At 34.8% G+C, this 24618-nt stretch carries 21 protein-coding genes; 12 read left to right on the top strand and 9 right to left on the bottom strand.

Features of this window, described 5'->3' with window-relative positions:
* Positions 1 to 213 precede the first annotated feature (213 nt).
* Positions 214 to 357, bottom strand: coding sequence for a hypothetical protein (locus tag SPD48_RS01455; RefSeq protein ID WP_336256271.1), 144 nt, complete (start codon positions 355 to 357; stop codon positions 214 to 216).
* The gene (locus tag SPD48_RS01450) at positions 354 to 3392 is read right to left on the bottom strand and encodes an efflux RND transporter permease subunit (RefSeq protein WP_336256270.1); all 3039 of its coding nucleotides are present in this window, start codon (positions 3390 to 3392) and stop codon (positions 354 to 356) included. Before SPD48_RS01450 ends, SPD48_RS01455 begins: the two co-directional genes overlap by 4 nt.
* A gap of 271 nt (positions 3393 to 3663) precedes the next feature.
* Here SPD48_RS01450 and SPD48_RS01445 point away from each other — a divergent pair, with 271 nt between their 5' ends.
* The 6 genes from SPD48_RS01445 (at position 3664) to SPD48_RS01420 (ending at position 8669) form a co-directional block, all read left to right on the top strand.
* Positions 3664 to 4122, top strand: a complete 459-nt coding sequence (locus SPD48_RS01445; RefSeq protein WP_336256269.1) for a hypothetical protein — start codon at positions 3664 to 3666, stop codon at positions 4120 to 4122.
* A 483-nt stretch (positions 4123 to 4605) separates the two neighbouring features.
* The gene (locus SPD48_RS01440; RefSeq protein WP_336256268.1) at positions 4606 to 5286 is read left to right on the top strand and encodes a response regulator transcription factor; all 681 of its coding nucleotides are present in this window, start codon (positions 4606 to 4608) and stop codon (positions 5284 to 5286) included.
* A gap of 93 nt (positions 5287 to 5379) precedes the next feature.
* Positions 5380 to 6294 (top strand): ABC transporter ATP-binding protein, encoded by a 915-nt coding sequence (locus SPD48_RS01435; protein ID WP_336256267.1) that lies wholly within the window; start codon positions 5380 to 5382, stop codon positions 6292 to 6294.
* Positions 6291 to 7025 carry an ABC transporter permease gene (locus tag SPD48_RS01430; protein ID WP_336256266.1) on the top strand — a complete coding sequence of 245 codons (735 nt, stop codon included), beginning with the start codon at positions 6291 to 6293 and terminating at the stop codon, positions 7023 to 7025. The genes SPD48_RS01435 and SPD48_RS01430 overlap by 4 nt, the downstream gene beginning before the upstream one ends.
* 14 nt (positions 7026 to 7039) lie before the next feature.
* On the top strand, positions 7040 to 7957 hold the full coding sequence (locus tag SPD48_RS01425) for a sensor histidine kinase (protein ID WP_336256265.1): 918 nt from the start codon (positions 7040 to 7042) through the stop codon (positions 7955 to 7957).
* A 349-nt stretch (positions 7958 to 8306) separates the two neighbouring features.
* Positions 8307 to 8669 (top strand): VOC family protein, encoded by a 363-nt coding sequence (locus SPD48_RS01420; protein WP_336256264.1) that lies wholly within the window; start codon positions 8307 to 8309, stop codon positions 8667 to 8669.
* A gap of 175 nt (positions 8670 to 8844) precedes the next feature.
* Here the strand turns inward: SPD48_RS01420 and SPD48_RS01415 are convergent, their stop codons facing one another.
* From SPD48_RS01415 to SPD48_RS01400, 4 genes are read right to left on the bottom strand one after another with little or no spacing between them, the layout of a single operon-like run.
* On the bottom strand, positions 8845 to 9693 hold the full coding sequence (locus SPD48_RS01415; RefSeq protein WP_336256263.1) for an ABC transporter ATP-binding protein: 849 nt from the start codon (positions 9691 to 9693) through the stop codon (positions 8845 to 8847).
* Positions 9694 to 9695: 2 nt separating this feature from the next.
* Positions 9696 to 10088 carry a GntR family transcriptional regulator gene (locus SPD48_RS01410; protein ID WP_336256262.1) on the bottom strand — a complete coding sequence of 131 codons (393 nt, stop codon included), beginning with the start codon at positions 10086 to 10088 and terminating at the stop codon, positions 9696 to 9698.
* 14 nt (positions 10089 to 10102) lie between these two features.
* Positions 10103 to 10816 carry a hypothetical protein gene (locus SPD48_RS01405; RefSeq protein WP_336256261.1) on the bottom strand — a complete coding sequence of 238 codons (714 nt, stop codon included), beginning with the start codon at positions 10814 to 10816 and terminating at the stop codon, positions 10103 to 10105.
* A 13-nt stretch (positions 10817 to 10829) separates the two neighbouring features.
* Positions 10830 to 11552 carry a hypothetical protein gene (locus SPD48_RS01400; RefSeq protein WP_336256260.1) on the bottom strand — a complete coding sequence of 241 codons (723 nt, stop codon included), beginning with the start codon at positions 11550 to 11552 and terminating at the stop codon, positions 10830 to 10832.
* Positions 11553 to 11701: 149 nt separating this feature from the next.
* Between SPD48_RS01400 and SPD48_RS01395 the strand changes: the two genes are divergently transcribed.
* The 3 genes from SPD48_RS01395 (at position 11702) to SPD48_RS01385 (ending at position 17257) form a co-directional block, all read left to right on the top strand.
* Positions 11702 to 12304 carry a superoxide dismutase family protein gene (locus SPD48_RS01395; protein ID WP_336256259.1) on the top strand — a complete coding sequence of 201 codons (603 nt, stop codon included), beginning with the start codon at positions 11702 to 11704 and terminating at the stop codon, positions 12302 to 12304.
* A gap of 589 nt (positions 12305 to 12893) precedes the next feature.
* On the top strand, positions 12894 to 14081 hold the full coding sequence (locus SPD48_RS01390; protein WP_336256258.1) for an MFS transporter: 1188 nt from the start codon (positions 12894 to 12896) through the stop codon (positions 14079 to 14081).
* A 29-nt stretch (positions 14082 to 14110) separates the two neighbouring features.
* Positions 14111 to 17257 (top strand): DEAD/DEAH box helicase, encoded by a 3147-nt coding sequence (locus tag SPD48_RS01385; protein ID WP_336256257.1) that lies wholly within the window; start codon positions 14111 to 14113, stop codon positions 17255 to 17257.
* A 276-nt stretch (positions 17258 to 17533) separates the two neighbouring features.
* Here SPD48_RS01385 and SPD48_RS01380 read toward each other — a convergent pair whose 3' ends face one another.
* Both SPD48_RS01380 and msrA read right to left on the bottom strand, forming a co-directional pair.
* Positions 17534 to 18073 carry a GNAT family N-acetyltransferase gene (locus SPD48_RS01380; protein ID WP_336256256.1) on the bottom strand — a complete coding sequence of 180 codons (540 nt, stop codon included), beginning with the start codon at positions 18071 to 18073 and terminating at the stop codon, positions 17534 to 17536.
* 132 nt (positions 18074 to 18205) lie between these two features.
* Complete coding sequence (gene msrA, locus SPD48_RS01375; protein ID WP_336256255.1) at positions 18206 to 19333, bottom strand: peptide-methionine (S)-S-oxide reductase MsrA; 1128 nt, start codon at positions 19331 to 19333, stop codon at positions 18206 to 18208.
* Positions 19334 to 19473: 140 nt separating this feature from the next.
* Between msrA and SPD48_RS01370 the strand changes: the two genes are divergently transcribed.
* Complete coding sequence (locus SPD48_RS01370; RefSeq protein ID WP_336256254.1) at positions 19474 to 19623, top strand: hypothetical protein; 150 nt, start codon at positions 19474 to 19476, stop codon at positions 19621 to 19623.
* A gap of 68 nt (positions 19624 to 19691) precedes the next feature.
* On the opposite strand, the gene SPD48_RS01365 is transcribed toward SPD48_RS01370, so the two are convergent.
* Positions 19692 to 21263 (bottom strand): PucR family transcriptional regulator, encoded by a 1572-nt coding sequence (locus tag SPD48_RS01365; RefSeq protein WP_336256253.1) that lies wholly within the window; start codon positions 21261 to 21263, stop codon positions 19692 to 19694.
* A gap of 572 nt (positions 21264 to 21835) precedes the next feature.
* On the opposite strand from SPD48_RS01365, the gene SPD48_RS01360 reads away from it, so the two are divergent.
* Together SPD48_RS01360 and preA are read left to right on the top strand one after the other, a co-directional pair.
* Positions 21836 to 23209 carry an NAD(P)-dependent oxidoreductase gene (locus SPD48_RS01360; protein WP_336256252.1) on the top strand — a complete coding sequence of 458 codons (1374 nt, stop codon included), beginning with the start codon at positions 21836 to 21838 and terminating at the stop codon, positions 23207 to 23209.
* A 108-nt stretch (positions 23210 to 23317) separates the two neighbouring features.
* Entirely contained in the window at positions 23318 to 24616 is a 1299-nt protein-coding gene (gene preA, locus SPD48_RS01355) for an NAD-dependent dihydropyrimidine dehydrogenase subunit PreA (protein ID WP_336256251.1), read from the top strand.
* The last annotated feature ends 2 nt before the right edge of the window (positions 24617 to 24618 follow it).

The following is a 24618-nucleotide window of genomic DNA, read 5'->3' as shown; positions in this document are numbered from 1 at the left end:
ATAATTAGTTTTGGCTTCTTTACAACATTTTAAAATAAGCACCTGCCCATCAATGGGGAGGTGCTTTATATATGGAAACTTGTAATCGCCGATATTATGACCAAATTAGCCGATAAATCTATTTGCTCCGCCGATAACCTGGTCCAACCACCGATATAAACATTCGGATCGCCGTTATCCTAAGGATCCCCGCCGATAAAACGGATACCGCCGTTATATTTCGTCATACGCCGATAAATTAATTTGCTCCGACGATAAAATGGTCCAACCGCCGATATAAACATTCTCATCGCCGTTATCCCAAAGCAATCCGCCGATATTTAGCCCACTTTCATAGTTTGAACAATTCAGTTTCATTGAGCTTCCGATCGAGCTGTTACTTGAACTACCGATTTCTTCCTTCTAAATATCCGCTTCATTCCATTTCCAATATCCTCAAACAGTAGGTAAACAGCGGGAATTAAGATTAATGTGATAAAGGTTGAAAACAGTAATCCTGAAATAATGACTACAGCAAGTGGTGATTGATAATCGCTAGATGTTCCTGTCGCTAAAGCAAGTGGCAACATTCCGCCAACTGTTGTTAATGTTGTCATGAAAATCGGTCTAATTCGTTCTTGCGCAGCATTGACCATTGCTTCATTCACATCTAAACCGTTATTTCGTAGCTGTCTAACTCGATCAATAAGTAGGATTCCGTTATTTAAGACGATTCCAATGAGCATGATTACTCCAATTCCCGACATAATATTTAATTCCTTTTGAGAAATGAACAGTCCAATTAGTACTCCTGTAATTGTAAGTGGAATAATAAATAATATAATAATCGGATGTTTTAAACTATTAAATTGGATGGCCATGACGACAAAGACTAGAAACAGTGAGATAGCAAAAATAATGACTAAATCTTGTGCGGCCTTTTGTTGTTCTTCTAAATCACCAGTAAGTTCAACGGTGTAACCTCGGTCTATGTCAAGAACTTGAATTATTTTATTTATTTCTCGGTTAACTGCACCTAAATCTTGCCCCTCCATATCAGCAGTAATGCTGATATATCTTTTCCCATTTGAGCGGTCAATTTGTAACTGGGAAGAAGCCTCTTTTAATGAAATATAATTAGAAAGTTTCTTTTCTCCATCTACAGTCATTATCTTGTTATCTAATAGATCCTGTTTCTCGTGAATATTTTGATCATTCTTTACTAAAATAGGTACTGAATTCCCGTTAACAACCATTTCTCCGACCGGTGTATCAGTAAACTTTTCTAAGATATTCATGTACAGGTGAGGAGCAGAAATATTATCCTCATTCATATTACTTTCATTTAGTTCAATTAAAACTTCTTCTGCACTCTCTCCATTTTGTACCATCACGGATTTGATGCTCTCTAGTTTTTCTAATTCTTCTTTCACATCTTCTGCAATAGTTTGTAAAGTTGTAATGTTTTCACCGCTAACTCTCAGTCCAATTGGTGGATTTATTGTACCATCCATAGCAGCACCAACACTTTTAACTGGAAAGTCAGATTCAAGTGCTTGGAATTTATCTAATATTTGCTCGTTAATTTTATCTTGATCCATCGTTTTTTCTTCTTCTGGAGTCATATTGATGAGTGCAATGAAAGCACCTGTATTATCTAATATGACATTATTATCTACATCCGGTATTTCTTCCAATACTTCGTTCATTTTTAAAGCAATTTCGGCACGGTCATCAGTAGAGACTCCTGGTTCTAGTTCTACAATTACTTCTGCATAACGATTTAAAATATCCGGCATTAATGTCATTGGAATTTTGGCAAGTAATAAGAAAGAACTAAAAAATAATAGGATAAAAAGAGTAAGTACACCAAGACGTCGACGTTTTTTCTTTGTTAGCCACTCAATAATGCGACCATATTTGCCAATTAAATTAAGTTTTCCAACTTTTTTGGGCCTTGCTTTTAAAAAGTTCTCCGATAACACTGGAATTAGTGTGAACGCGACGATGACTGAGCTAATGAGTGTGACAGCAATAACAACTGTGAGTACAATCATCATTTTACCAATCTCATCATCTAGTAAAACAATTGGTACAAAAACGACAATTGTCGTCAGCATAGAGGATATTACAGCGCCTACAACTTCTTTTGTACCAGATATAACGGCTTCAACATTTGAATATCCTTCTTCCTTTTTCTTAAAAATAGATTCCAATACAACGATAGAGGCATCGACCAACATCCCAATACCCAACCCAAGTCCGACTAAACTTAATAAATTAAAGCTGTAATCAAGAAAGGTCATTGTTATAACAGCAAGTAATACGGAAGCAGGAATGGACAGTCCGATAATAAAGGTTGCTCGGAAACTGCGTAAGAACAATAATAAGACGATGACTGCAATGATTCCACCAATTAAAATATTACTCGTTACACCATCAATCGCACTCGTAACATAATCAGCTTGTGCAGCAATTTCTTCAATTTGAAGGTGGTTATCATGTTCTTGTTCAATTTTTTCTACTTCCGCTCGTATAGCTTCTGCCATGTCAATTTGGGTAAAGCCGTTAGATCTACCAATTTGTAGAAGTAAAAATTCTGGATTACCATTTTTCCAAGCGACATTCGTTTGTTCACTTGTTTCTTCTTTGACATTAGCAAAGTCTAATAACTTTTTCATTCCTTCATTCGTCTGAATTTGAATAGCTTTAATGTCATTTATATTGTTAAATTTTGTATTCCAACGAAGACTTGGATCCCCTTCTTCACGTTTAAAACTTCCAATTGATGTATTTGTATTTGACTGTTCAATGGCAGAAATAATATCTTCTTGGGTGATTTCGTAGGTCTCCAATTGCTTTGGTTTCAGCGTAATGGTTATTTCCTTTTCCTCTAATCCCGAGATAGCAACTTCATTTACTTCTTTCAGTGCTTCTAATCTTGGCTTTACTATATCTGATGCAAAATCAGACATTTCTTTTAAAGTTCCACCAGATATATCCATAAAAAATTCATATTGCCCTTGAGTAGAGGCTTGCATGACAGTAACATTTTTTACTCCGTATAATTCATTTGTTAACCCGTTTATTTCATTTTCAATTTCTTTTGATACTGCATTGCTATTATCATTCTCAAGGTCAACGATAAAAAAAGTATCATTTGTTGAAGTTGTAGATTCATAACTATCTACGCCTTTTGTGTTTTCCAACACCTGTTCTACCGGAATCGTAACAAATTGCTCTACATCTTCCGCAGGCATTTCTTCTGTCTCAATAACAATTAATGTTTGATTAAATGTTACTGATGGAAAAAGTTCTTTATCTAGGTTAGTAACTCCGTAAAATCCTAAACCAAAAATCAACGTAATAAATAAGCCGACTATGATCTTTCTTTTTAATAAAAAACGCAACACTTCCATACCCCCATTTTTAGAATTACCTTAATTGGTTAGTTAGTTATGTAACTAACTATATGTCTATAATAAGATTAAGTCAATCCTTTTTCATTGTATGCATTATCATAACAAGCTTTTATTTAGAGCAGAAGCGACTTTAGGTTTAAAAGGAATAAGACTAAGGGCGTATAATTGTTTATATATTTTGGAAAATGTTTACAAAAGAAGGGTATTTTATGATAGGGTAGAAATAAGAGGCACCTTCAAAAATTAAGGAGGTATTGAAGATATGCAAATATGGAAAGAAAAAAGATGGATTTCTCTATATGCTGTTGTATTACTTCTAACGATTTTTGTTTTAGCTGTATTAGATGTTCGATTAAGCGAACATGCACAACAAACATTTCAAATGTTTCCATACATAATTTCAATGACTATTATATATCCCCTTTTCGGGATGTTGGTCGGTACGTCTTACATTCTCAATGAACATAAAAAACGTGGAAAATGGAAACTAAACTTAGGGAAGATTTTAGTAATTGGTTTGCCAGCATTTTATCTTAGTTATTATACTGTTCTTGTTTTTTCAATCGATGCTCCGCTGCATTTTTTGTCAATTCCCGGTGGGTTTTTTAATAAGATGATGTTGTCAGGAAAAACTATGCATTTTTTTCAAATTTTATTAGGATACACAATACTGACGAGTTTTTATAAAGAAGAGAAAAAAGATCATTTAAACGTGTCTTAAACCGCGGGAGTCATTTAAAATATCGTGTAACTTACCAATACATCAAGACGGGATAAGGAGAAAGTGATCTACCAAAGGTAACTAAGATAAAAATCGAATGCTGTCTAAAGGCAGCATGTCCAGACAAGGATGAGTGTTAACGTAATACCAAAAAAGAAATGCAATATTAGGATTAATGATAATTAATAGTTTGGAGAAAGAAGAGAACCCCATAGCATAGTAAGATTTTTCAGGTAATGTAAACTTAGAAAAAACTATTTGGATAAATATATTTGATCACTATAGATATGAAATATAGATTGCCCCGTTTTGATAATCTTTTTTTCAAATCGGGTTTTTTAATGTAACGTAAAATACCAGTCGTTTTTTCTATTCTCATGATTCGGTCAACATTCTAATCATTTGATCGAACAAAATAAGCTATAATTATTTAATCAATAGTAATTAATTCAGAACGAAATGTTTCAAAGACGGGTGATAAAAATGAGTAAAGGTAAAAGAATTTTAATTATTGAAGATGATCAAGAAATTAGTAAGTTATTGAACCTGATTTTAACAAAAATAGGTATGGATTCGGTTGTCGCTTATTCCGGTACAGAAGGTCTCCTACAGCTGCAACAAAATACATACGATTTAATATTATTGGACTTGATGTTACCAGGTATAAGTGGGGAAGAATTAATAACACAGGTTAAGGAAAAGAGCGGTATTCCAATTATTGTGATTTCAGCCAAGGTTGATATAGAAGATAAAGTACATGTATTAAAAATGGGGGCAGATGATTATATAACCAAGCCGTTTAATCAAAAAGAGGTTATAGCTAGAGTTGAAGTTCAATTACGAAAATCAAATGCTCATCCAATACAAACGGCGGTGAAAGTATGGCGTGGACTGGAAATTAATTCAGAAAAACTAACTGTATCTTTAGAAAAAAACGAGCTGCAATTAACGAATGCAGAATTTGATATTTTATCCTTATTTGTAAGCCATCCTGAGCGTGCTTTTTCTAAAAGGGAGATTTATGAAAGAATCTGGAAAGGGACTTACTTAGGCGATGACAATACCATTAGTGTCCATGTCTCAAATATCCGTAAAAAAATTGCCCAAATATCTTCTGACGAGTATATAAAGACGATATGGGGAGTCGGCTTTATGCTGGTTTAATTCTTTATGATTTCTTTATGTTTTGTTTAAGGGATATTAAAGACATCTAAGCTAAACTGAATGTATCAATAAATTTAGCGAAGGGGTCGAAAGATGGATACCATTATTCAAACGTATCAATTGAGGAAAACCTTTAAAAAAGAAGAAGTTATTAAACCTCTAGATTTCTCTTTAAGAAAAGGAGAAATTTGTGCATTAATTGGTAAGAATGGTGCTGGCAAATCAACTATATTTAAAATGCTTTCGGGACAATTAATTCCAACTGCAGGAGACATTCAACTATTTGGCAAATCAGGTAAGGAATTAGCTCAAGCCAAAAAGAGAATGGGCTTCATGATAGAGACACCTGAGTTTTTCCCGGATTTTACTGCAACACAAAATCTAGAGTATTTTAGAATTCAACGAGGCATTGCTGAGAAAGAACGTATTTATGAGGTTTTACAAATTGTTGATTTAGCAAATGAAAAGAAGAAACGGTTTAAAGAATACTCCATGGGAATGAAGCAAAGATTAGGTATCGCCCTTTGTCTACTAAGTAGTCCAGATTGTTTAGTGCTAGATGAGCCAATCAATGGGTTGGATGCTGAAGGGATTATGGAGATTCGTCAGTTATTATTAAAGCTAAACCAAGAAAAACAAACAACGATTTTAGTTTCAAGTCATATTTTAACTGAACTGCAATTGCTGGCAACACGCTTTGTATTTATCAAGAATGGTGTAATCGTCGATGATTTAAGTAAAGAGGCTTTAGATGAAAAAAGTAAGAAACAAATTTGTCTTAAAGTTAATGATACAGCGAAAGCAGCACGGTTGTTAGAGCAAGCATATGGTGATATTCAGTATAAAATCCTTCCTGATCAAATAATCACTATCCAAAATCATGTAGAAGAAGGTGGCGAAATCAATCGACTCTTCAATGACAATGATGTGTTAGTGATGGAATTTCGTATAGAAGCACTGAAATTAGAAGAGTACTTCTTAGGATTAGTGGAGGGGGAACTAAAATGATTAATTATATGAAAAGTGAACATTATCGTTTGCTCCGTAAAAAAGGTCTTTATATAACGAGTGTGATTTGTTTATTGTTAATCGCTGCAGCAGCTGTTGTCTTATACTATTCTCAACATCTGGATCCCAATTTCCCTTATGCAACCAGTATGTTTTTTTATTCGAACGTAATTAGTGGAACTCTACTAATTATGATTGTAGGATTACTCTTTAATTCGGCTCTCACGGGGAAGGATATGTCTCTAATCAAACAATTTGTATCCTTTGGTGTCTCTCGGCACACGATCTTTTGGTCAAAGCTTATCCTAACTTTAAGTTACTTTCTGTTGCAATGTGTAATTGGTTTGCTCTTAACCATTGCATTAGGAGAAAATCTATTTGCTAGTGAAGAACAGTCAGTTAGCAATTTTTTGATAGCTAGTTCAAACATGATACCGATTGTGCTCAGTGGATTTTTTATGATTCATACGTTGAAAATGCTTAAGGTCAGTGAAGTCTATATCATTATCATATTCCTATTCATTTATGTTTTTTCTGATGATCTGTTATACATACTGTTCGATAATACTTTGTTTGATTATAATCCAAGTACGCTATTAAACGAAAACTTAATGAGCTTTATGAATAATTCTGCTCAATTCGATTATCGTCATTGGGTTACCGGTATCTTGGTTTCAGTAATTTCTTTACTAATAGGGGTAAAAGGATTCGCCAAACAGAATATTGATTGATGAAGAAAGGATGAATGAAAGTGAGTAGCTGGTTGATAATCATTATTTTGATTTTTCTATTAACTGTTTGTATCGGGATGCTTCTGCTCTTTCATTGGGATATTAGAAGGATGACGAAACAATTAGAGGAAATCATAGAAAATTTCGGTACAAATGAATTGGTTCGCACAAATACGCATAGTAAAAGCCTAATTCGATTTATTACGAAAATCAATCAGCTTATTCATTTATTCAAGCAAGATCAACAACACACGCAAAAGAGAGAAGAACGTCTAAAGAAAGAAATAACAAATATCTCTCATGATTTTAGAACGCCTTTAACATCGATGAAAGGATTTTCGGAAATGTTACATGACCCCACTTTATCTGAGGAAGAAAGGAAAGAGTTTTTAGTTATTATTCAAAGGAAAATTGACAATCTCACCATGATGGTCGATTTATTCTATGAGTTCTCACAAATTGACTCAACTGACAAGCAACTGATCATGGAACAGCAGTTTTTAGATCAAATTATCGTAGATGCTATGCTACTATTCTACAATGATTTTGAAAAAAATCAGTTAAAGATCCATGTAGATGAAACTCCCGTTTCTCCTATTTTTGCTGACAAGAAAGCTACAAATCGAATTGTGACAAACATTATTCAAAATTCGTTGCGGTATGCAAAAAGCTATGTAACCATTAACTTGATTGAAGAAAAAGACTATATACGGTTAAGAGTAATCAATGATATTGATGAGTTTGATCGTACAGAACTCCATCGAATTTTTGATCGAACATTTAGGATGGATACTAGTCGAACTGGAGGGCAGCTCGGATTAGGCCTGCATATTGTTCAACAGCTGATTAATAAACAAAACGGTAAAGTAGTTGCCGATGTTCATGAAGATGAATTTACGATTGACGTATCCTTTCGGAAATGGTTGGTTTAACCCAGTATTGGAAAAGGTAGCTGTAATTCAAATAAAAAATATTGATTTGTATTCATTCATTCCGACATTCTCCAATCGGTGTAATTCCGAACCAGTTCCCAATCTGCTGTCGGTCGTATTGTTCCCATTGCAACATTTTGCTTGTTGGATTTCTCACGTAGTATGTAAATTAAAAAGTACTCTTATTAGTTTTATTTAATAATAGAACCATGCCTTATAAAAGTGAGTTTTAACATTTCGACAATCGATCGCCGTTGTCACTCTTATGAATTCAATAAACAAAACATTTTTTTAGAAAAGTTATTTTATAGTGTTACAGTCAAGCTATTAATACATAGGAGGGATTCACATGATTCTTGGATTGCATCATGCACAGATAACTATTCCGAATGGGGCAGAAAAGGAAGCAAAACAGTTTTATTGCAATGTATTAGGCTTAGAAGAAATAGAAAAGCCGAAGTCACTTAAGGGGCGTGGAGGATTTTGGTTGAAGGTCGGGAATAGAGAGGTTCACGTAGGTACCGAAGATGGTTTTGATAGATTAACAACAAAGGCGCATTTAGCTTATTTGGTAAATGATATTTCATACTGGAAAAGTGTGCTAGAACAAAATGATATTCAAGTAATTGAAGGAATACCTATTCCAGGTTATGATCGATTTGAATTTAGGGACCCTTTTGGCAATAGAGTAGAAATGATCCAAGAAATATAAGACAAGATTCAGCAAAAGGGCGCGCTCAGATGAAATAACAACAAAAATAGCACAGAGAATTTTTGTGCTATATTTTGTTGTCAAAATATCTATCTATTAAGGTGCTATTTCAATGTTTTTTGCTTATTTCTCTCCCGTAACTGAACCTAGTTTTGTAGAAGTTATTCTTTTCATTTTATGATAAGAGTAATGTAATAATTTCCTCTAGTTCCAACGCAGAATTATTTATTGGTTGCATATGATGCTCTATAAAATACTTTTCTGTAAGAATAGCGTCATTTGAAATAATTTCATTCCCAGATCGCGAAATCTCTCCCGGAATAGGTGAGCCTTGCAGTTTATTAGGGAACCAATATTTACGATATCTTTCGACTAGTACGTCTTTTTCTACAGTGTCCAATTGTTTTCCGCTGCGCAACACCACAATATAATCTGCAAGCTTTTTAATATCTTCAGCTTGATGGCTAGCTAAAATAATCGAACGATCTTCTTCTTCCATCCATTCCGTAAGTATATCGATAATTAAATTTTTTGAAGGAATATCCATAAAACTTGTTGGCTCATCCAAGATTAACAGTTTAGTATTTCTTGGTAGAGTAAGTGCTAAAGTTAACTTTTGTTGTACACCTTGGGATAAATTAATAAATTTTTTATCTAATGGAATTTTCAATTCCTCGACCATTTGGATAAATAGCTTCTGATCCCAGTTCGGGTACCAGCGTGAAATAAGCTCCCTTAAGTCATTACCTGAAAAGGCATCGAAACCGATTACTGTCTGTGGCTGATAGGCAATAAACTTCTTCCAATCTTCTTTTTGTTCATGAATGAATTGACCAAATGCTTCAATCGTTCCCGAGTCAGCATTTACAAGATTCATAATCATCTTTAATAATGTACTTTTCCCTGATCCATTATCGCCCACTAAGGCTGTTACTGTTCCCGGCTCAATGGTTAAATTAATTGGTCCGAGACTAAAATTATCGATTTCTTTGGAAACGTCTTTTATTGAAAGAAAGTTATTCATGATTAGTTTCTCCTTTCTGTTTTCTGTAATGTCGTTTGGAATATTTCCTCAATCTGTTCTGTTGTATAGTCATAGCTAAGCGCTGTTTCTATTGCTTGATGAAATACATCAAAAACGGCAGCCTCTTTTGTTGCTTGTTTAAGAGAGGTATCCAATTCTGCAACAAAGGTTCCCTTACCTTGAATTGTTTTAATAAATCCATCGTTTTCTAAGTTTTGGTATGCTCTTCTCGTCGTAATAACACTCACCTCTAATTCTTTTGATAGGACACGGATAGAAGGCAGAGCAACTCCAGCCGACAAATGCCCACCGGCAATTAGTGCTTTTAATTGTTGTTCAATTTGATGATAAATTGGCTCTCGTGAATCTTTAGATAATTGAATAGGTAGTTTCACTTCTTCCGCCTCCTTTATAAGTAATCTGTCTTTTTCACTTTATTAAGCATGATTTTCATCCAAAAATTCCAACCGATAATAGAAAGAATAAGTGAAACAATAATAGAAATAACCGGATATTGACTAGCGATATCTATCGTCCAGGTAATGAGCCCGTTTTTATACCATTTATAAAAAGCGAACAAATAGAAAAGGAATAAACCAAATCCAATAAAACATCCATAAAAGATACTCCAACCTAAATTGGAGCTGATTTCAAAAGCAGGTGTAACACATCCAATATAGATTCCAAAACAAAACCACATTACTGAAAATGCAATATAAGCATGTAACGTCATTACCGATTGAAAGGACGGATAAAGAAGAATCAGCATCAGGCCATTTGATAAAAGCAATAGAACAAAATAAGTGATAAATCGATATTTAACAATCACTTCTTGTTTAATTGCTAATTTGTTTAAAGCAGTAAGAAAGGGTGCAGCATACTGAATACTTCTAAATTTTTGCAATTGAAAGTCCTTTGGTCGAGCAAGTTGTGAAAGAAATCCACTAAATGTCAGGGTAAAGAAAAAGTCTAATCCCATCGTTGCCTCTTTAAAATAATTTGGACTAATTGAGGTGATCAATAAATAAATCACGATAAACCCAAGAGCTAATAACGGGAATTGTTTCAATGAATGCTTTAGTTCAAACTTTGCAAGCAAAAATGCTTGTTTCCAAGCCGACATGAGATCACTCTCCTTAGTAATAGTCTAATTTTTTTATTGATTTTTCCATATGAGATATCCAATATTTCCAGCTGGTCGTAGTCAAGAGAACGGAAATAAAAATAGTTGGGATCGGCCATTCTCGGGCTAACATAAGAGTCCAAGCGACAATTCCATATCCAAATACAAGATAAAAAAGTAAAAATAGGGCCATAATGATTGCAAAAGTCAATAAAAAATAATAAAAGACTGTCTTAGTATTCATAAAATCTCCAGCATCACTGGCAGGTAAAGAAATTCCAAAATACAGGCCGTAACAGATCCAGATAAGGACAAAAATAATATACGTTTGTGGATCAATTTGAGCTCGAAACGAACTATCCAGTAAGTAATAAAAAGTAAAAGCAGTTAATGTATAAGGAAGAAAGTAAGCTATATAAATGAGCAGTCGACTTTTTGCAAGTGCTATTTTGGGAATAGGCAATTGAGTTTGCATCACTAAGGTCGATGAGGCATAAACATGACCGCTTATTTTTTTATATTGAAAATGTTTAGGACGTAACCAAAAAGGCGCAAAAATAAATATAAACAAAAAGAAAATATCAAACCCGACGTAATTTGATTCTAAATAGTTTTTGAAACTAGTTAAGTAAATAAAGGCGAATATAGAAAGAACAATCCAACATGAGAAAATATTAACAGCAGACTTTCTAAGTTCAAACTTTGCTAACCATAGCGCTTGTTTCCACGTTTCCATTTAAATACCTCCAACTGTTATACTGTTTATATCATTATATACAGTATATGACCAGTATAAACAGAAGTCAATTACATATTTATAAAAATGTTTAATTTTACGCAGATTGTCTAACATGATATTAGGTAATTAAATAGGAGGGGTAAGAAATGAAAGAATATCGTATATATCTTTTATTATTCATCGCAGTGCTTATAGTTGCGGCTTGTCAACATAGACCGAAAGAGCCTGAAATGCGGGAACAAGTGAAACAAGATGAAGCGATTGAAGTGGATAAAGAGAGTAACGAAGTAAAACCTTTTGAGGTAGAATTAATGGATCAAGAAGGAGTAGAAGTTGGTACAGCCACATTTGTCGAGGATGAAGATGGAGTTCATATTGCAGTTAATGCTCATCATTTAATCCCAGGTGAACATGGTTTTCATATCCATGAAAAAGGAATTTGCGAAACACCTGATTTCGAGTCTGCCGGGGGACATTATAATCCTGAAGGGAAAGAACATGGATTCGATAATCCTAGGGGCCCTCATGCAGGTGACATGGAAAATTTAGAAGTAAATGAAGATGGGATTGTAGAGCAGTTAGTAATTAATAATCAAATTACATTGGAGAAAGGGAAACCTAATTCATTATTTACTGATGAAGGAACTGCTCTGATGATTCATTCTAATCCAGATGATTATGTATCACAACCAGCCGGAAATGCGGGAGAAAGAGTAGCTTGCGGAGTTATTAGTAAAAAGAAAAAATAACATCTTAGACTGTGCTACAACATTTTAAATAGGTGGTAAAGCAATATAGATTATTCATTCAGCTGTTATAAAATATCGGCGGTGCTACTTTTGATAACGGCGCTATCCGTTTTATCGGCGGAAATCCTTCTAATAACGGCGGTGTGAATGTCTATATCGGCGGGTTGGGCAATTTTATCGGCGGAAGACGAATTATAACAGCGCTACCCGTTTTAAAGAACAGATAAATACGCCTTGTCGCTTTCCGTTACGAACTGATTTCTTTCTCTCAGTGTTCATTGCCATCTGAACTAATGATTGAAAGAATTTCATTCTGTTACTCATGTGCTATATTGCGGAAATCGACTAAGCGAGCTTACTGCTACTTTGGATCATTGACTATCTCATCATTCGGCATACTATTGTTCAAATTACAATATTCTCGCGCTGCCTCTCTATCTTAAGTCTTGCAATCGCCTAGATTTGAGTGAGAATGGTTTCTTAAGTTTTAGCCTTCCTTTTAAGAGGATATATTTGTTAATTGAAGTTGTTATCTTTCAAAATGGTTTTTTAATCATGTATACTATTATTTAGGAAAGGAAGGAGTTACATGAAATCGAATGCAGAGAGTTTCAATGATAACAAAATTTTTTCCAAAGATTTCGCATTCATTTGGATTGCGAACTTTTTTATTTTTTTAGGTTTTCAAATGACATTGCCAACACTTCCGATTTTTATTAACGAACTCGGGGGCAGTGATCAAATTATTGGTATAATTGTAGGAATCTTTACGTTTTCTGCATTACTATTTCGCCCTTATGCCGGCCATGCACTTGAAACGAAAGGTAGAGGTGCAGTTTATTTATTTGGCTTAGTTCTGTTTGTCATTTCTGTCGGTACGTTTGGATTTATTACTGGAATGGCTCTTTTAATCGTAATGCGAATTATTCAAGGGATCGGTTGGGGGTTTTCCACTACTGCATCCGGAACGATTGCTACTGATCTGATCCCACCGAAACGTCGTGGGGAAGGAATGGGATATTTCGGGTTGTCTGGAAATATGGCTTTAGCTATTGGTCCCGCGTTGGGATTGACTTTAGCAGGTGTGCTTTCTTTTCCGCAATTATTTTTACTCTGTGCCGGGCTCGGGCTTATCGCTTTTTTACTCGCATTAAATATTAAGTATAAAAAAGTGGATGAATCTCCACATAAAACAAAGATTGCCAGATTTGATGTGATTGAAAAAACAGCAATAAACCCATCGATCTTATTATTTTTTATTACGTTAACTTTTGGAGGGATTGCCTCCTTTCTCCCACTTTATGCTGCTGAAAAAGATATTGGCGGTATTCAACTTTATTTCATTTTTTATGCTCTCTTTTTAATGTTATCGCGAATTTTCGCAGGTAAGATCTATGACAAAAAAGGAGATTTGTTTGTTATTCCACCTGGAACGATCTTAATTTTTATTGCAATGCTATTACTGTCATGGCTTCCAAATATGACGACGCTGATTATCGCAGGTTCCCTGTATGGGTTAGGGTTTGGTACAGTTCAGCCAGCTTTACAGGCATGGGCAGTCGATAAAGCACCGCAAGATAGAAAAGGGATGGCAAATGCAACGTTTTTTTCCTTTTTTGATTTAGGAGTAGGGATTGGAGCAATGATTTTTGGACAGCTAGCATTTATGTATGGTTATGGAATCATTTATCTTGTTTCTGCAGGTTCGGTATTTCTCGCTTTTGTTTATTATCTGTTTATCGTTTTATCTGGTAGGCGGCAAATCCGGTCTATGTAAAAAAAACTATAAAGGTTAGGTATCAATCAGTGAAAACAATTAGTCGAAATCAAGTTCAACGATTATTTTCTGCTCATATTTATGAGCAAGGTCTGATTTATTATAAGAAAAAAAGAGTACTGGGACTTAGTTATAATAAACACTCTGAAGCTTGGTTTGCTGAGGTAGAAGGGTCGGAACTATATTATGTTGAAGTTGATTTAACTAAACTGAATGAAGGAAGAATTAGAACGTATTGTGAATGTCCGGCCTTTAATACGCATCATTCATGTAAGCATCTTGCGGCGGTAATGTTGGAAATAGCTAACCAACGATCCATTAGAGATTGGAATACTCAAGATACACATGAGTTTATAGAAGGGATTCTTTTAGGTGAGAGTCAGCCAACAACGGAAAAAATCCTTGATAAAACACCAATGAAAGTGGAGTATTATTTAAAGTTGGACCAGACGAACAAAATATGGTTAGAGTTGAAAACAGGAATTGATCATTGTTATGTGATTCGAAGTGTTCGAGAATTTTTACAGCATGTGTTACAGCATGAAGAACACTATTTTACGAAAAATTTCAGTTACGATCCGGATAGCTATTATTTTTTAAAACAGGATATGGACATTCTAGAAACACTTCAAGAGTTTATTCAAACAGGAGATCTGTTTACAGATCGCAGTTATGATGTGGAGAACGCCTATGATAGACGAGAGTTTCTCATTCCTCCAATGTCTTTTTTTCAACTATTGGAGAAAATAAAAGAACGAAATTTACTAGTGGAAATTGGTAACCAATATTATCAGGAAATTGAAATTAAAAAAAATGAATTTCCGGTTTCTTTTTCAGTAAACCAAGATAAGGATAAACAGTTGTTGTTAAAAATGAATGGTGTTGAAGGAATAAAGTATTTTCCAGAATATAATTTTGTCTTCCAAGAAGGAGTATTTTATTTCCCGACAGACAGCCAATTAAATGTGATGCGTCAGATTAGACGACTTGGCATTCGGAATCATGAACTTCCTATTTCACATGAGAATGCAGATACATTTTTCTCGGAAGCTTTGCCAGTACTTAAGCAGGCCTCTGATATTAATATAGAGGAAGAGATCGCGAAAGACATTATTGAATACCCTTTACAAGCAAAACTATATTTACATGAAGAAAATAATGTGATTGTTGGTCAACTTACGTATCATTACGGGCCGTTTGAGCTAGAACCATTTACCAAAAAGAAAGAGAAACAAATAATTATTCGCGATGTTCGTAAAGAACAACATATAATGAATTTAATTGAACAGTCGAATTTTCATTATAATGGAAAAGAATTATATTTAAAGATGGAAGATGATGAAGAAGTATATGACTTCTTATACACTATTTTGCCAAAATTAGATTCATATGTAGAACTGTTTTTAACAACTGATATTCAAAATTTAATTATTGATTATGAACCAATCCCTAGTGCTACTGTAAACGTTCAAGGGGATTCCAATTTACTTGAAATTGGTTTTGATATATCTGGTGTTAACGAAGATGAGGTAACGGCTCTTTTTGGAGCGGTCATTGAAAAGAAACGTTATTATCGTTTAAATAGTGGAGCTCTTATTTCGTTAGAAACAGAAAAATATGAAGCAGTAGGAAGACTTTTTGAAGAGTTAAAAATTAGAAAAGAAGATTTTCAGGATAGTAAAGTAATGTTGCCTGCTTATCGAGGTATGCAAATTGATGATCTGGAAGGTACTAAAATAAACTACCAACCATCCTTTCAAAAATTGCTCAATAAATTAAAATCTCCAGAAGAGCAAGTTTATGAGTTACCTGATGGATTACAAGCTGAATTAAGACATTATCAGGAAACCGGGTATCAATGGTTTAAATCATTAAGTTCGTATCATTTAGGTGGAATACTTGCAGATGATATGGGGCTTGGAAAAACATTACAAACAATTGCTTACTTACTTTCTGAGCCTAGTGATAAACCGCATTTAGTCGTTGTTCCCTCGTCAGTTATTTATAATTGGCGAAATGAATGTCGAAAATTTGCCCCTGAATTAAAAGTGGCTGTTGTTAGCGGTTCACCCGAAGAACGGGCGCAAATCATCGAAGAATCTCGGGATATGGATATTTGGATTACTTCTTATGGGACAGTTCGACAAGATATTAATCAATATATAGACATCTCTTTTCAAACATTAATTTTAGATGAAGCACAGTATATAAAAAATTATTTTACGAAAACATCTCGTGCGATACGAGATGTAAAAGCTGAAAAAAGGTTTGCTTTAAGTGGAACACCTATTGAAAATTCTATTGATGAATTGTGGGCGATTTTTCAAGTGATTTTACCGGGCCTTTTGCCAAGCCAATCCGAGTTTAGACAAATGGATCGTGAAAAAATTAGTACGTTAACTCGTCCATTTATTTTGCGCCGAGTGAAAACGGACGTATTAAAAGAATTACCTGAAAAAATTGAATCTGTCCATATATCTGAGTTAACAAAAGAACAAAAGGAATTATATATTGGTTATCTGCAACAATTACAGGAAGAAACTTCTGCTTCACTGAAGGGCAATCAATTTCAAAAGAATCGTATGAAAATTTTAGCAGGCCTTACCCGATTACGTCAGTTATGTTGTCATCCTTCTCTATTTATTGAAAATTATGAAGGCCGCTCGGGAAAACTGGATGAATTAATGGAAACAGTGCAAACAATGCTGGATAGTGGAAAACGAATGTTAATCTTTTCACAGTTTACATCGATGCATCAGTTAATCATACAAGAGCTGAATAAGTTGGGAGTCGAGTACTTTTATTTACATGGGCAGACACCATCCAAAGAGCGTGTAGAAATGAGTGAGGCATTTAATAATGGTGAGAAAAATGTATTCTTGATCTCCTTGAGAGCGGGTGGAACAGGACTCAACTTAACTGGTGCGGATACGGTCATATTGTATGATTTATGGTGGAATCCTGCAGTTGAAGATCAAGCGGCTGGTCGTGCACACCGGTTTGGACAGAAAAATATTGTTCAAGTTATTCGGTTTATTACAGAAGGAACGATTGAAGAGAAAATTTATGAATTACAGCAAAAGAAACGAGAATTAATTGATCAGGTAATACAACCTGGTGAAACAATGTTAACGAGCCTCTCAGAGGAAGATGTGCGTGAATTATTGAATATATAAACAAAAGTGGAGACTGAGACAAAAGTATTTTTTATTTAAACAAAAGACGAACAATACTAGAGGTATTATAGCTTTGAAAATATACTTCGCTTTCCACGGGCACGACCTTAGCTTCTGTAGCTCCTCGTTTCGAGTCGCTACAGGGATCTTCGGACTCGTGCTGTTCCCGTAGGAGTCTACGTATATTTCCTACGCTAAACTAACAAATTGTTCGCCTTTTCAGTTGATAATTTATTTCTGTCCCGGCTTCCTCTTTTCATATCTAAGTAGAAATAATTACTTAGAAATTGCATTCCATTCTTCTCGTAAAATTCCCATTCGAATCGAATCATAATAATTTCCTTCATAGAAACGAACTTGTCGTATCCGCCCTTCCAATCTCATACCGAGCTTTTCTCCTACACGAATCATACGTTCATTTCCTGACCAAGTAGTGAGTCCGACTCTTCGAATATCGAGAGATTCAAACAGATGGTTAATCCACAATTTTAAAGCACGTGTCCCGATACCTTTTGCCCAATTTTGCCCTTCATGGATGACAATGCCAAATTCTAACCATTTACACTCGGCATCCTCATAGTAGTAAGAAACTATTCCACAGACATTTTCATCAACAGTGATTACCCAGAAATTATCTTTATTAATTAAATCGGTGGCAGTTTCCATATATGTTTCAAAAGGAATAGACTCATGTGGAAAATACGGAGCATCCCATTTTTTCCATTCGGGGGCTTCATCTTTATAAATCAATTCCCAAAGCCGGGATAAATCCCTACCTTCAACAGGTCTTATTGCTAATTCTTTATCTTTATACATAAACGTCCCCTTTTCATCTATACGATTTTTTTATTAACATTTAATCCTATTTAATTTGATTTGTACCTTTCCAAATTTGTTACTGACATTTTTTAATTCTTTGATCAAACGCTAAATAATGTTTTGCTCTTTTTATTCGACAAGGTTCACCAAATGTCCATAGCCTTTTTCTTTCATTTCGTCCACATGGATAAATGTTAGAGCCGCACTATTAATACAATATCTTTTTCCGCCCTCGCTTTCCGGTCCGTCTTCAAAGACATGACCTAAATGAATATCACCAACTCTGCTCCTTATTTCAGTACGTGTCATATTTTCACTTATATCCTCGTGGTACGTAATGACATTTGGATCGATTGGTTTTGTAAAACTTGGCCAGCCACATTCAGCATTGTATTTTGTGCTACTAGAGAATAATGGTTCCCCAGTTACAATATCTACATAAATCCCTGGTTCATATGTGTCCCAGTAGTCGTTTTCATACGCATTTTCTGTACCATTTTCCATTGTTATCGTGTATTGTTCTTCGGTTAATTTTTCTTTAATTTCTTTTTTATTTGGTTTTTTATATTTAATAGGATCAATGCTGACACTGTCTAAAATGCTTAAATCGATGTGACAGTATCCATTTGGGTTTTTAGCTAAGTAATCTTGATGGTATTCTTCTGCTAAGTAAAAATTTTCTAACGGAACTACTTCTGTGACAATCTGTTTATCATAATTATTTTGTTCAACTTGTACAGCATGGTCAATTATTCTTTTATGCTGATCATTCATATAATAGATTCCGGTTCGGTATTGAATTCCAATATCGTTACCCTGTTGATTAAGCATTGTAGGGTCGATAACAAGAAAAAAATAAGCTAACAATTCTTCTAGAGTCACTCGTTCTGGGTCATAAATTACCTCAACCGTTTCCGCAAAGCCCTCTTTTTCACTGGAAACGATTTTATACGTGGGATTAGAACCTGATCCGTTTGCGTAGCCAGAAGCAGTATCAAAAACGCCATATATTCTCTGAAAATACGCTTCAATACCCCAAAAGCAACCACCTGCAAAGTAAATTTTCTCCAATTTACTAGATGAAAAGTCAATATTGGTATTTGGATTTTTTGTGTTCGAGCTAATAAATGGTGGATGTAAATCATGAGTAAAATTGTGATTTGCTGAACTTGAGGAAGTTGCTTGACGATCGGAAGTAGAACAAGCAGCCAATAAAATGATTAAGAAAAGAAGTGTAAAAAACCGAAAAGTTGGCAATAGAATAACCTCCCTAATTTTAGCCATATTTTAACACACTTTTACCACCTAAAAGAAGTTCACAAATTTGACACAAACTATTGCGTTTAAAAAAGAATTATATTAGAATATTACTACAATTCAGAAAGGGGCGATGCTATATGAAGACAGTTGCTGGAGGTTTTGTTAAATGGATCGTATCTTACTTAGCAGTTGTATTTGCTTTAATGCTAATGCCCGTCTTTTTGATAACAAAAGATGTATCAGCATTTGAAGGGATTATGAACTATTTATTCAATAATAATAGTTGATGGTATGGAGCACCTTTTCAGGTGCTCTTTATTGTTGTCGAAAATGATACGTACTGGCAGTTTATTTTTTAAAGCTTTACATATTTTAAAGCATGAATAGTAAATTCAATCATGAGGCGATTCTTTGAACTCATAAAGTCTTTACCTAAAAGGGTTTCAATTCTATTTAAACGATGATACAGTGTTTGACGTACGATATGTAACTCGTCGGCTGTTTCATTTTTAGCACCGAGATTTTTCAAATATATTTGTAATGTTTTTAACAGCTCTGTTCCTTTCTCTCGGTCATAGGTTAATAATGGTCCAATATAGTCTTGGATCATTTCCTTTATTTCTTCTTTGTCATTCATTTGGTCAATTAGACGATATATCGCCAAGTTTTCATAAAAAGGCTTTTCTAACACTTCGATGTTTTGCTGATAGTTTAATGTGGAAAGAGCCGTATGATAACTTTTCCCCAATTGTTCATAATTAGCAATTACTTTTCCAAAACTGATCCACTGTAATTCACTTCGAATAAGAGGATCATTATTATTTTTATAAACTGTCTCTAATGCTTCTTCAAGCCGTTCTAATAGTTTGCCAGATTGTTGATTGATTAACAATAGAATGTAATTGTTTATTGTATTATCTTGTACGGTTAATAATTGAAATCCGGCATGTAGTAAAATGGGACGTAAGAGCATACTAAGAACCGTTTCGGACCCCGAGTTCCCTTCATTTCGAAGTAATGATTTATGGAAAGGCTTCACCCCAATAAGTGCTTCTTTCAGTAATATACCGGGAGCTTCTTGACGTATTTTATAAATGATTTCTTCATGAGAAAGTGTACCTACAATTGCATCAATTATCCATTCGTTTTTCTTCATTCGATGTGCTTCTTTTTGTTGATGGTGTTTCCAAAAATATTGTCCAAGGATTTCACTGCATCTTTTCATAGCTAATTCATCATATTGAGTTATCTTATAATTTGATTCAATCATGTATAAGGATGCAATTTTATTGCTGAATAATTTGATTGGCTGTTCAAAATATGTGTTATTTTCATTCGCTTCAAGAATGTTAATCCATCGATACTGTTGCTTTTTAGAAAGAGAAGGGAAAAAACGGTATTGATTGTCGTAATTTAGTGCTATTTGTTTTTCCGTTTTTTTATGTAAAATTCTTAGGAAGTCACCCACATTACCATTAGAAAGTAGTTCCATATTTAACTCATTGTATAGTCGTTCTAAATCCCACCAAATATCTTCATGATAACCTATTAACAATTCGTGTAAATCTTTTGTAATATCAATAAATCGGACTTCTTCTGTAAATCCAATGATCGGAAAATGATGTTGGTCGGCAAGGTCGAGCATTTTTTGAGGAAGTGAATTGACATGTATAACCAGTTCTATACATAATGCTGAAGCGTTGTAGTCTAATAATTGTTGTAAGTACGATAAGCTTTTCTCTTCATTATTTGCCCATCCTAGTCCAGTTGTTAAAATGACTTCATTTCCATTTAACAAATGACCAAATTTAGCTACTTCAACAATATGAGCCCAGTTCACTGCACGATCTAGTCCTTTTTGTCCTGCTAATAATTTAGTATTTTTAAAGAAAGGTCTTTTCAAAATATCTCTCACTATTAAAGGCATGTTAAATCCCCCTCCTACTCATATGTTTATCATAATGTAAATGAAAGCGGTATCTTAATTTAACATTTTGTCCAATGCAATACAAATAATTTGAATATAAGATATATTCTAACTATACAAAAAGGTATTATAGGTAAAAAAATCGAATAAAGATAGTATAAACATAAACGACCTCTTACTAAGTACTTACATTATATTCAGAGCTTCCGTTTTATTTTATTGACTTCACGATTACTTCTAAGTTAAACATTCAACATTGATCAAGGAATCCAACTTTCCTTTTCATTCCTACATATTTCAATCCTTGAAAACAAAGATAATTAACATCCAAGATATAGCAGAGTTAATCATTCAATCTAGCGTTCAGAGATTTTTCTAGCTGGCACACTAAAAGATAGAGGGTTTTTTATAACGGCAATAATCGTATGATGTTTTTTACCTACTAGGAGGTGAACATTTGTTTTAATAATTTACCCTCTCCAGATATATCAATGAACGTTTTAGAATATATACAGGAAGATTATGAATAGGCAATCACCATGCCTAACATCTTATACGAGGAGGTTGAATGTATGAGCAATCTTACAAAGTCCAGAATTTCATTCGACAATTTAAGTAAAAACTTTGAGGAAGTCGATCCAGGATTAACAAATCAAGAAGCAGTCGAGGAAGCTAATCGATGTCTTTATTGCTATGATGCTCCGTGTATTACAGCATGCCCAACAGGAATCGATATTCCCACTTTTATTAAAAAGATTGCCTCGGGTAATTTAAAAGGTTCAGCAAAGACAATTATGATGGAGAACGCAGTAGGAGCTAGTTGTGCTCGTGTTTGTCCTACAGAAGAACTATGTGAAGGAGCATGCGTGCTCAATCACTCTACGACTCCGATTATGATTGGAAATTTACAGCGTTATGCAACTGACTGGGCAATCAAAAATGAACAAATATTATTTAAACCAGGTAAGAAAAATGGGAAATCAGTTGCAATTGTAGGTGGTGGTCCGGCTGGTTTGGCTGCAGCAAGGGAACTCGGTCTATTAGGTTATGCAGTTACTATTTTTGAAGCAGAAGAACAGGCCGGTGGATTAAACACGTATGGTATTGTTTCATTTAGACTTCCTCAAGCAATATCCTTTTGGGAAGTAAATCAAGTGGAAAGTTTAGATGTAGAAATTCGTACGAATACAGCCGTTGGTAAAGATATATCAGTGGAAGAAGTCCTTGAAAATTACGATATTGTTATTTTAACAACTGGGATGTCAAGTGTTCCAAATTTAGGAATTGACGGCGAAGATTTAGATGGTGTGTACGATGCGATTGAATTTGTAAAAGAAACAAAGACAAAGCCAATTACTAATCAATTACTCGGTAAGAAAGTGGTCGTAATAGGTGCTGGGAATACAGCTATTGATGGAGCTACATGTTCTGTTCGACTAGGTGCTGAAAATGTAAAAATACTTTATAGACGTACGATTGAAGAAATGACGGCATATGATTTTGAATATGAATTCGCCAAGCAGGACGGAGTCGAATTCAGATGGCTTACAACTCCAACAAAAATTATTGGAGATGATAAAGGTCGCGTTACAGGAATTGAATGTATAAAAATGGAGTTAGGAGAACCTGAAGCAGATGGGCGTCGTCGACCTGTGCCAATCGAAGGCTCAGAATTTACTTTAGAAGTTGATGCGGTTATTAAAGCGATTGGTCAATCGAGGTATGTTAATCTCATTGAACAATTTGGTCTCGACCATAAGGGTGGTGTAGTTCAAGTAAATTCAGAAACGTTTCAAACATCAAATGATAAGGTTTTTGCATGTGGAGACGTCATTTTTGGAAAAAATCAAGGAGAGGCAATGGTCGTTTCTGCTGCGCAACAAGGGAAAGAAACTGCTTATGCAATTCATAAAAAGTTGTTTAGCCATGTTTCCCCAACGGTATAGCCTACATCCAATCAGTTAGAAAGATGGAAGTAGCCTTTTATCTTTTAGCAATGAGCATGTAAAGGGCTCTTTAGTCAAATGAACATATAAAGTACAGGAGGTAATTAAATGGCAGATTTACGGGTGAATTTAGCTGGAATTGAGTCGCCTAATCCATTTTGGTTAGCTTCCGCTCCTCCAACGAACTCAGGCTATCAAGTACAACGCGCTTTTGAAGCGGGATGGGGTGGAGCTGTTTGGAAAACGTTAGGTGACCCAATTTTAAATGTTACATCACGATTTGCAGCAGTAAGCTTTAATGGGCAAAAAGTTGCCGGCTTTAATAATATAGAGCTTATTACAGATCGTCCTTTAGAAGATAATTTAAAAGAAATCTATGAAACAAAGAAACTTTATCCGGATCATACAATTATTGCTTCATTAATGGTTGAGCCAAAGCAAGATAAATGGCATGAAATTGTGAAGCGAGTTGAAGCAGTGGGAGTAGATGGATTAGAACTTAACTTTGGCTGTCCACACGGAATGGCTGAACGTGGTATGGGTTCAGCATCTGGGCAAGTGCCCGAATTAGTAGAAAAGCAGACATACTGGGTTAAGGAAGCTGCAAAAACTCCTGTTATTGTTAAGTTAACGCCTAATATAACAGATATTACCGTGACAGCTGAAGCCGCTAAAAATGGCGGAGCCGATGCGATTAGTATGATTAACACGATTAACAGCTTGGCAGGAGTTGATCTTGACACATGGAACACTATTCCTCATGTAGGAGGGAAGGGATCACATGGTGGTTATTGTGGCCCAGCAGTAAAACCAATTGCACTAAATATGGTTGGAGAGTGTGCTAGAAATCCACTAATAAATGTACCGATCTCAGGCATAGGTGGAATTTCCAATTGGCAAGATGCGGTTGAGTTTATGTTGATGGGGTCAACAACTGTTCAAGTTGCTACAGCAGCAATGCACCATGGCTTTAGAATTGTCGAGGATATGATCGAAGGATTATCAAATTATCTAGATGACAAAGGCTTATCATCAGCAATGGACCTTGTAGGCCAATCTGTTCCAAAATATACAGATTGGGGTAATCTTGACCTTAACTATGAGATTGTTGCAAGAATAAATAATGATATTTGTATTAATTGCAACAAATGTCATATAGCCTGTGAAGATACATCTCATCAATGTATTGATATGTTAAAAGATGAAAATGGAAATGACATATTAAGGGTCAGAGAAGAGGACTGTGTTGGATGTAATCTATGTGTAATTGTCTGTCCAGTTGACGGTGCGATCGATATGATTGAAATCCCAAGTGAACTCCCGGCAATGACGTGGAATGAACGCCAGGCTGCTTTAAGTATGGCTTCTAGTAATGTGAATGTCATAGATAAACTTTCCAAGGGGTGAGA

Source organism: Pseudogracilibacillus sp. SE30717A, assembly GCF_037071985.1.
Taxonomy (GTDB): Bacteria; Bacillota; Bacilli; order Bacillales; family Amphibacillaceae; genus Pseudogracilibacillus.
Note: the sequence above shows the minus strand (reverse complement) of the source record. Positions and strands in the feature narration are given on the sequence as shown.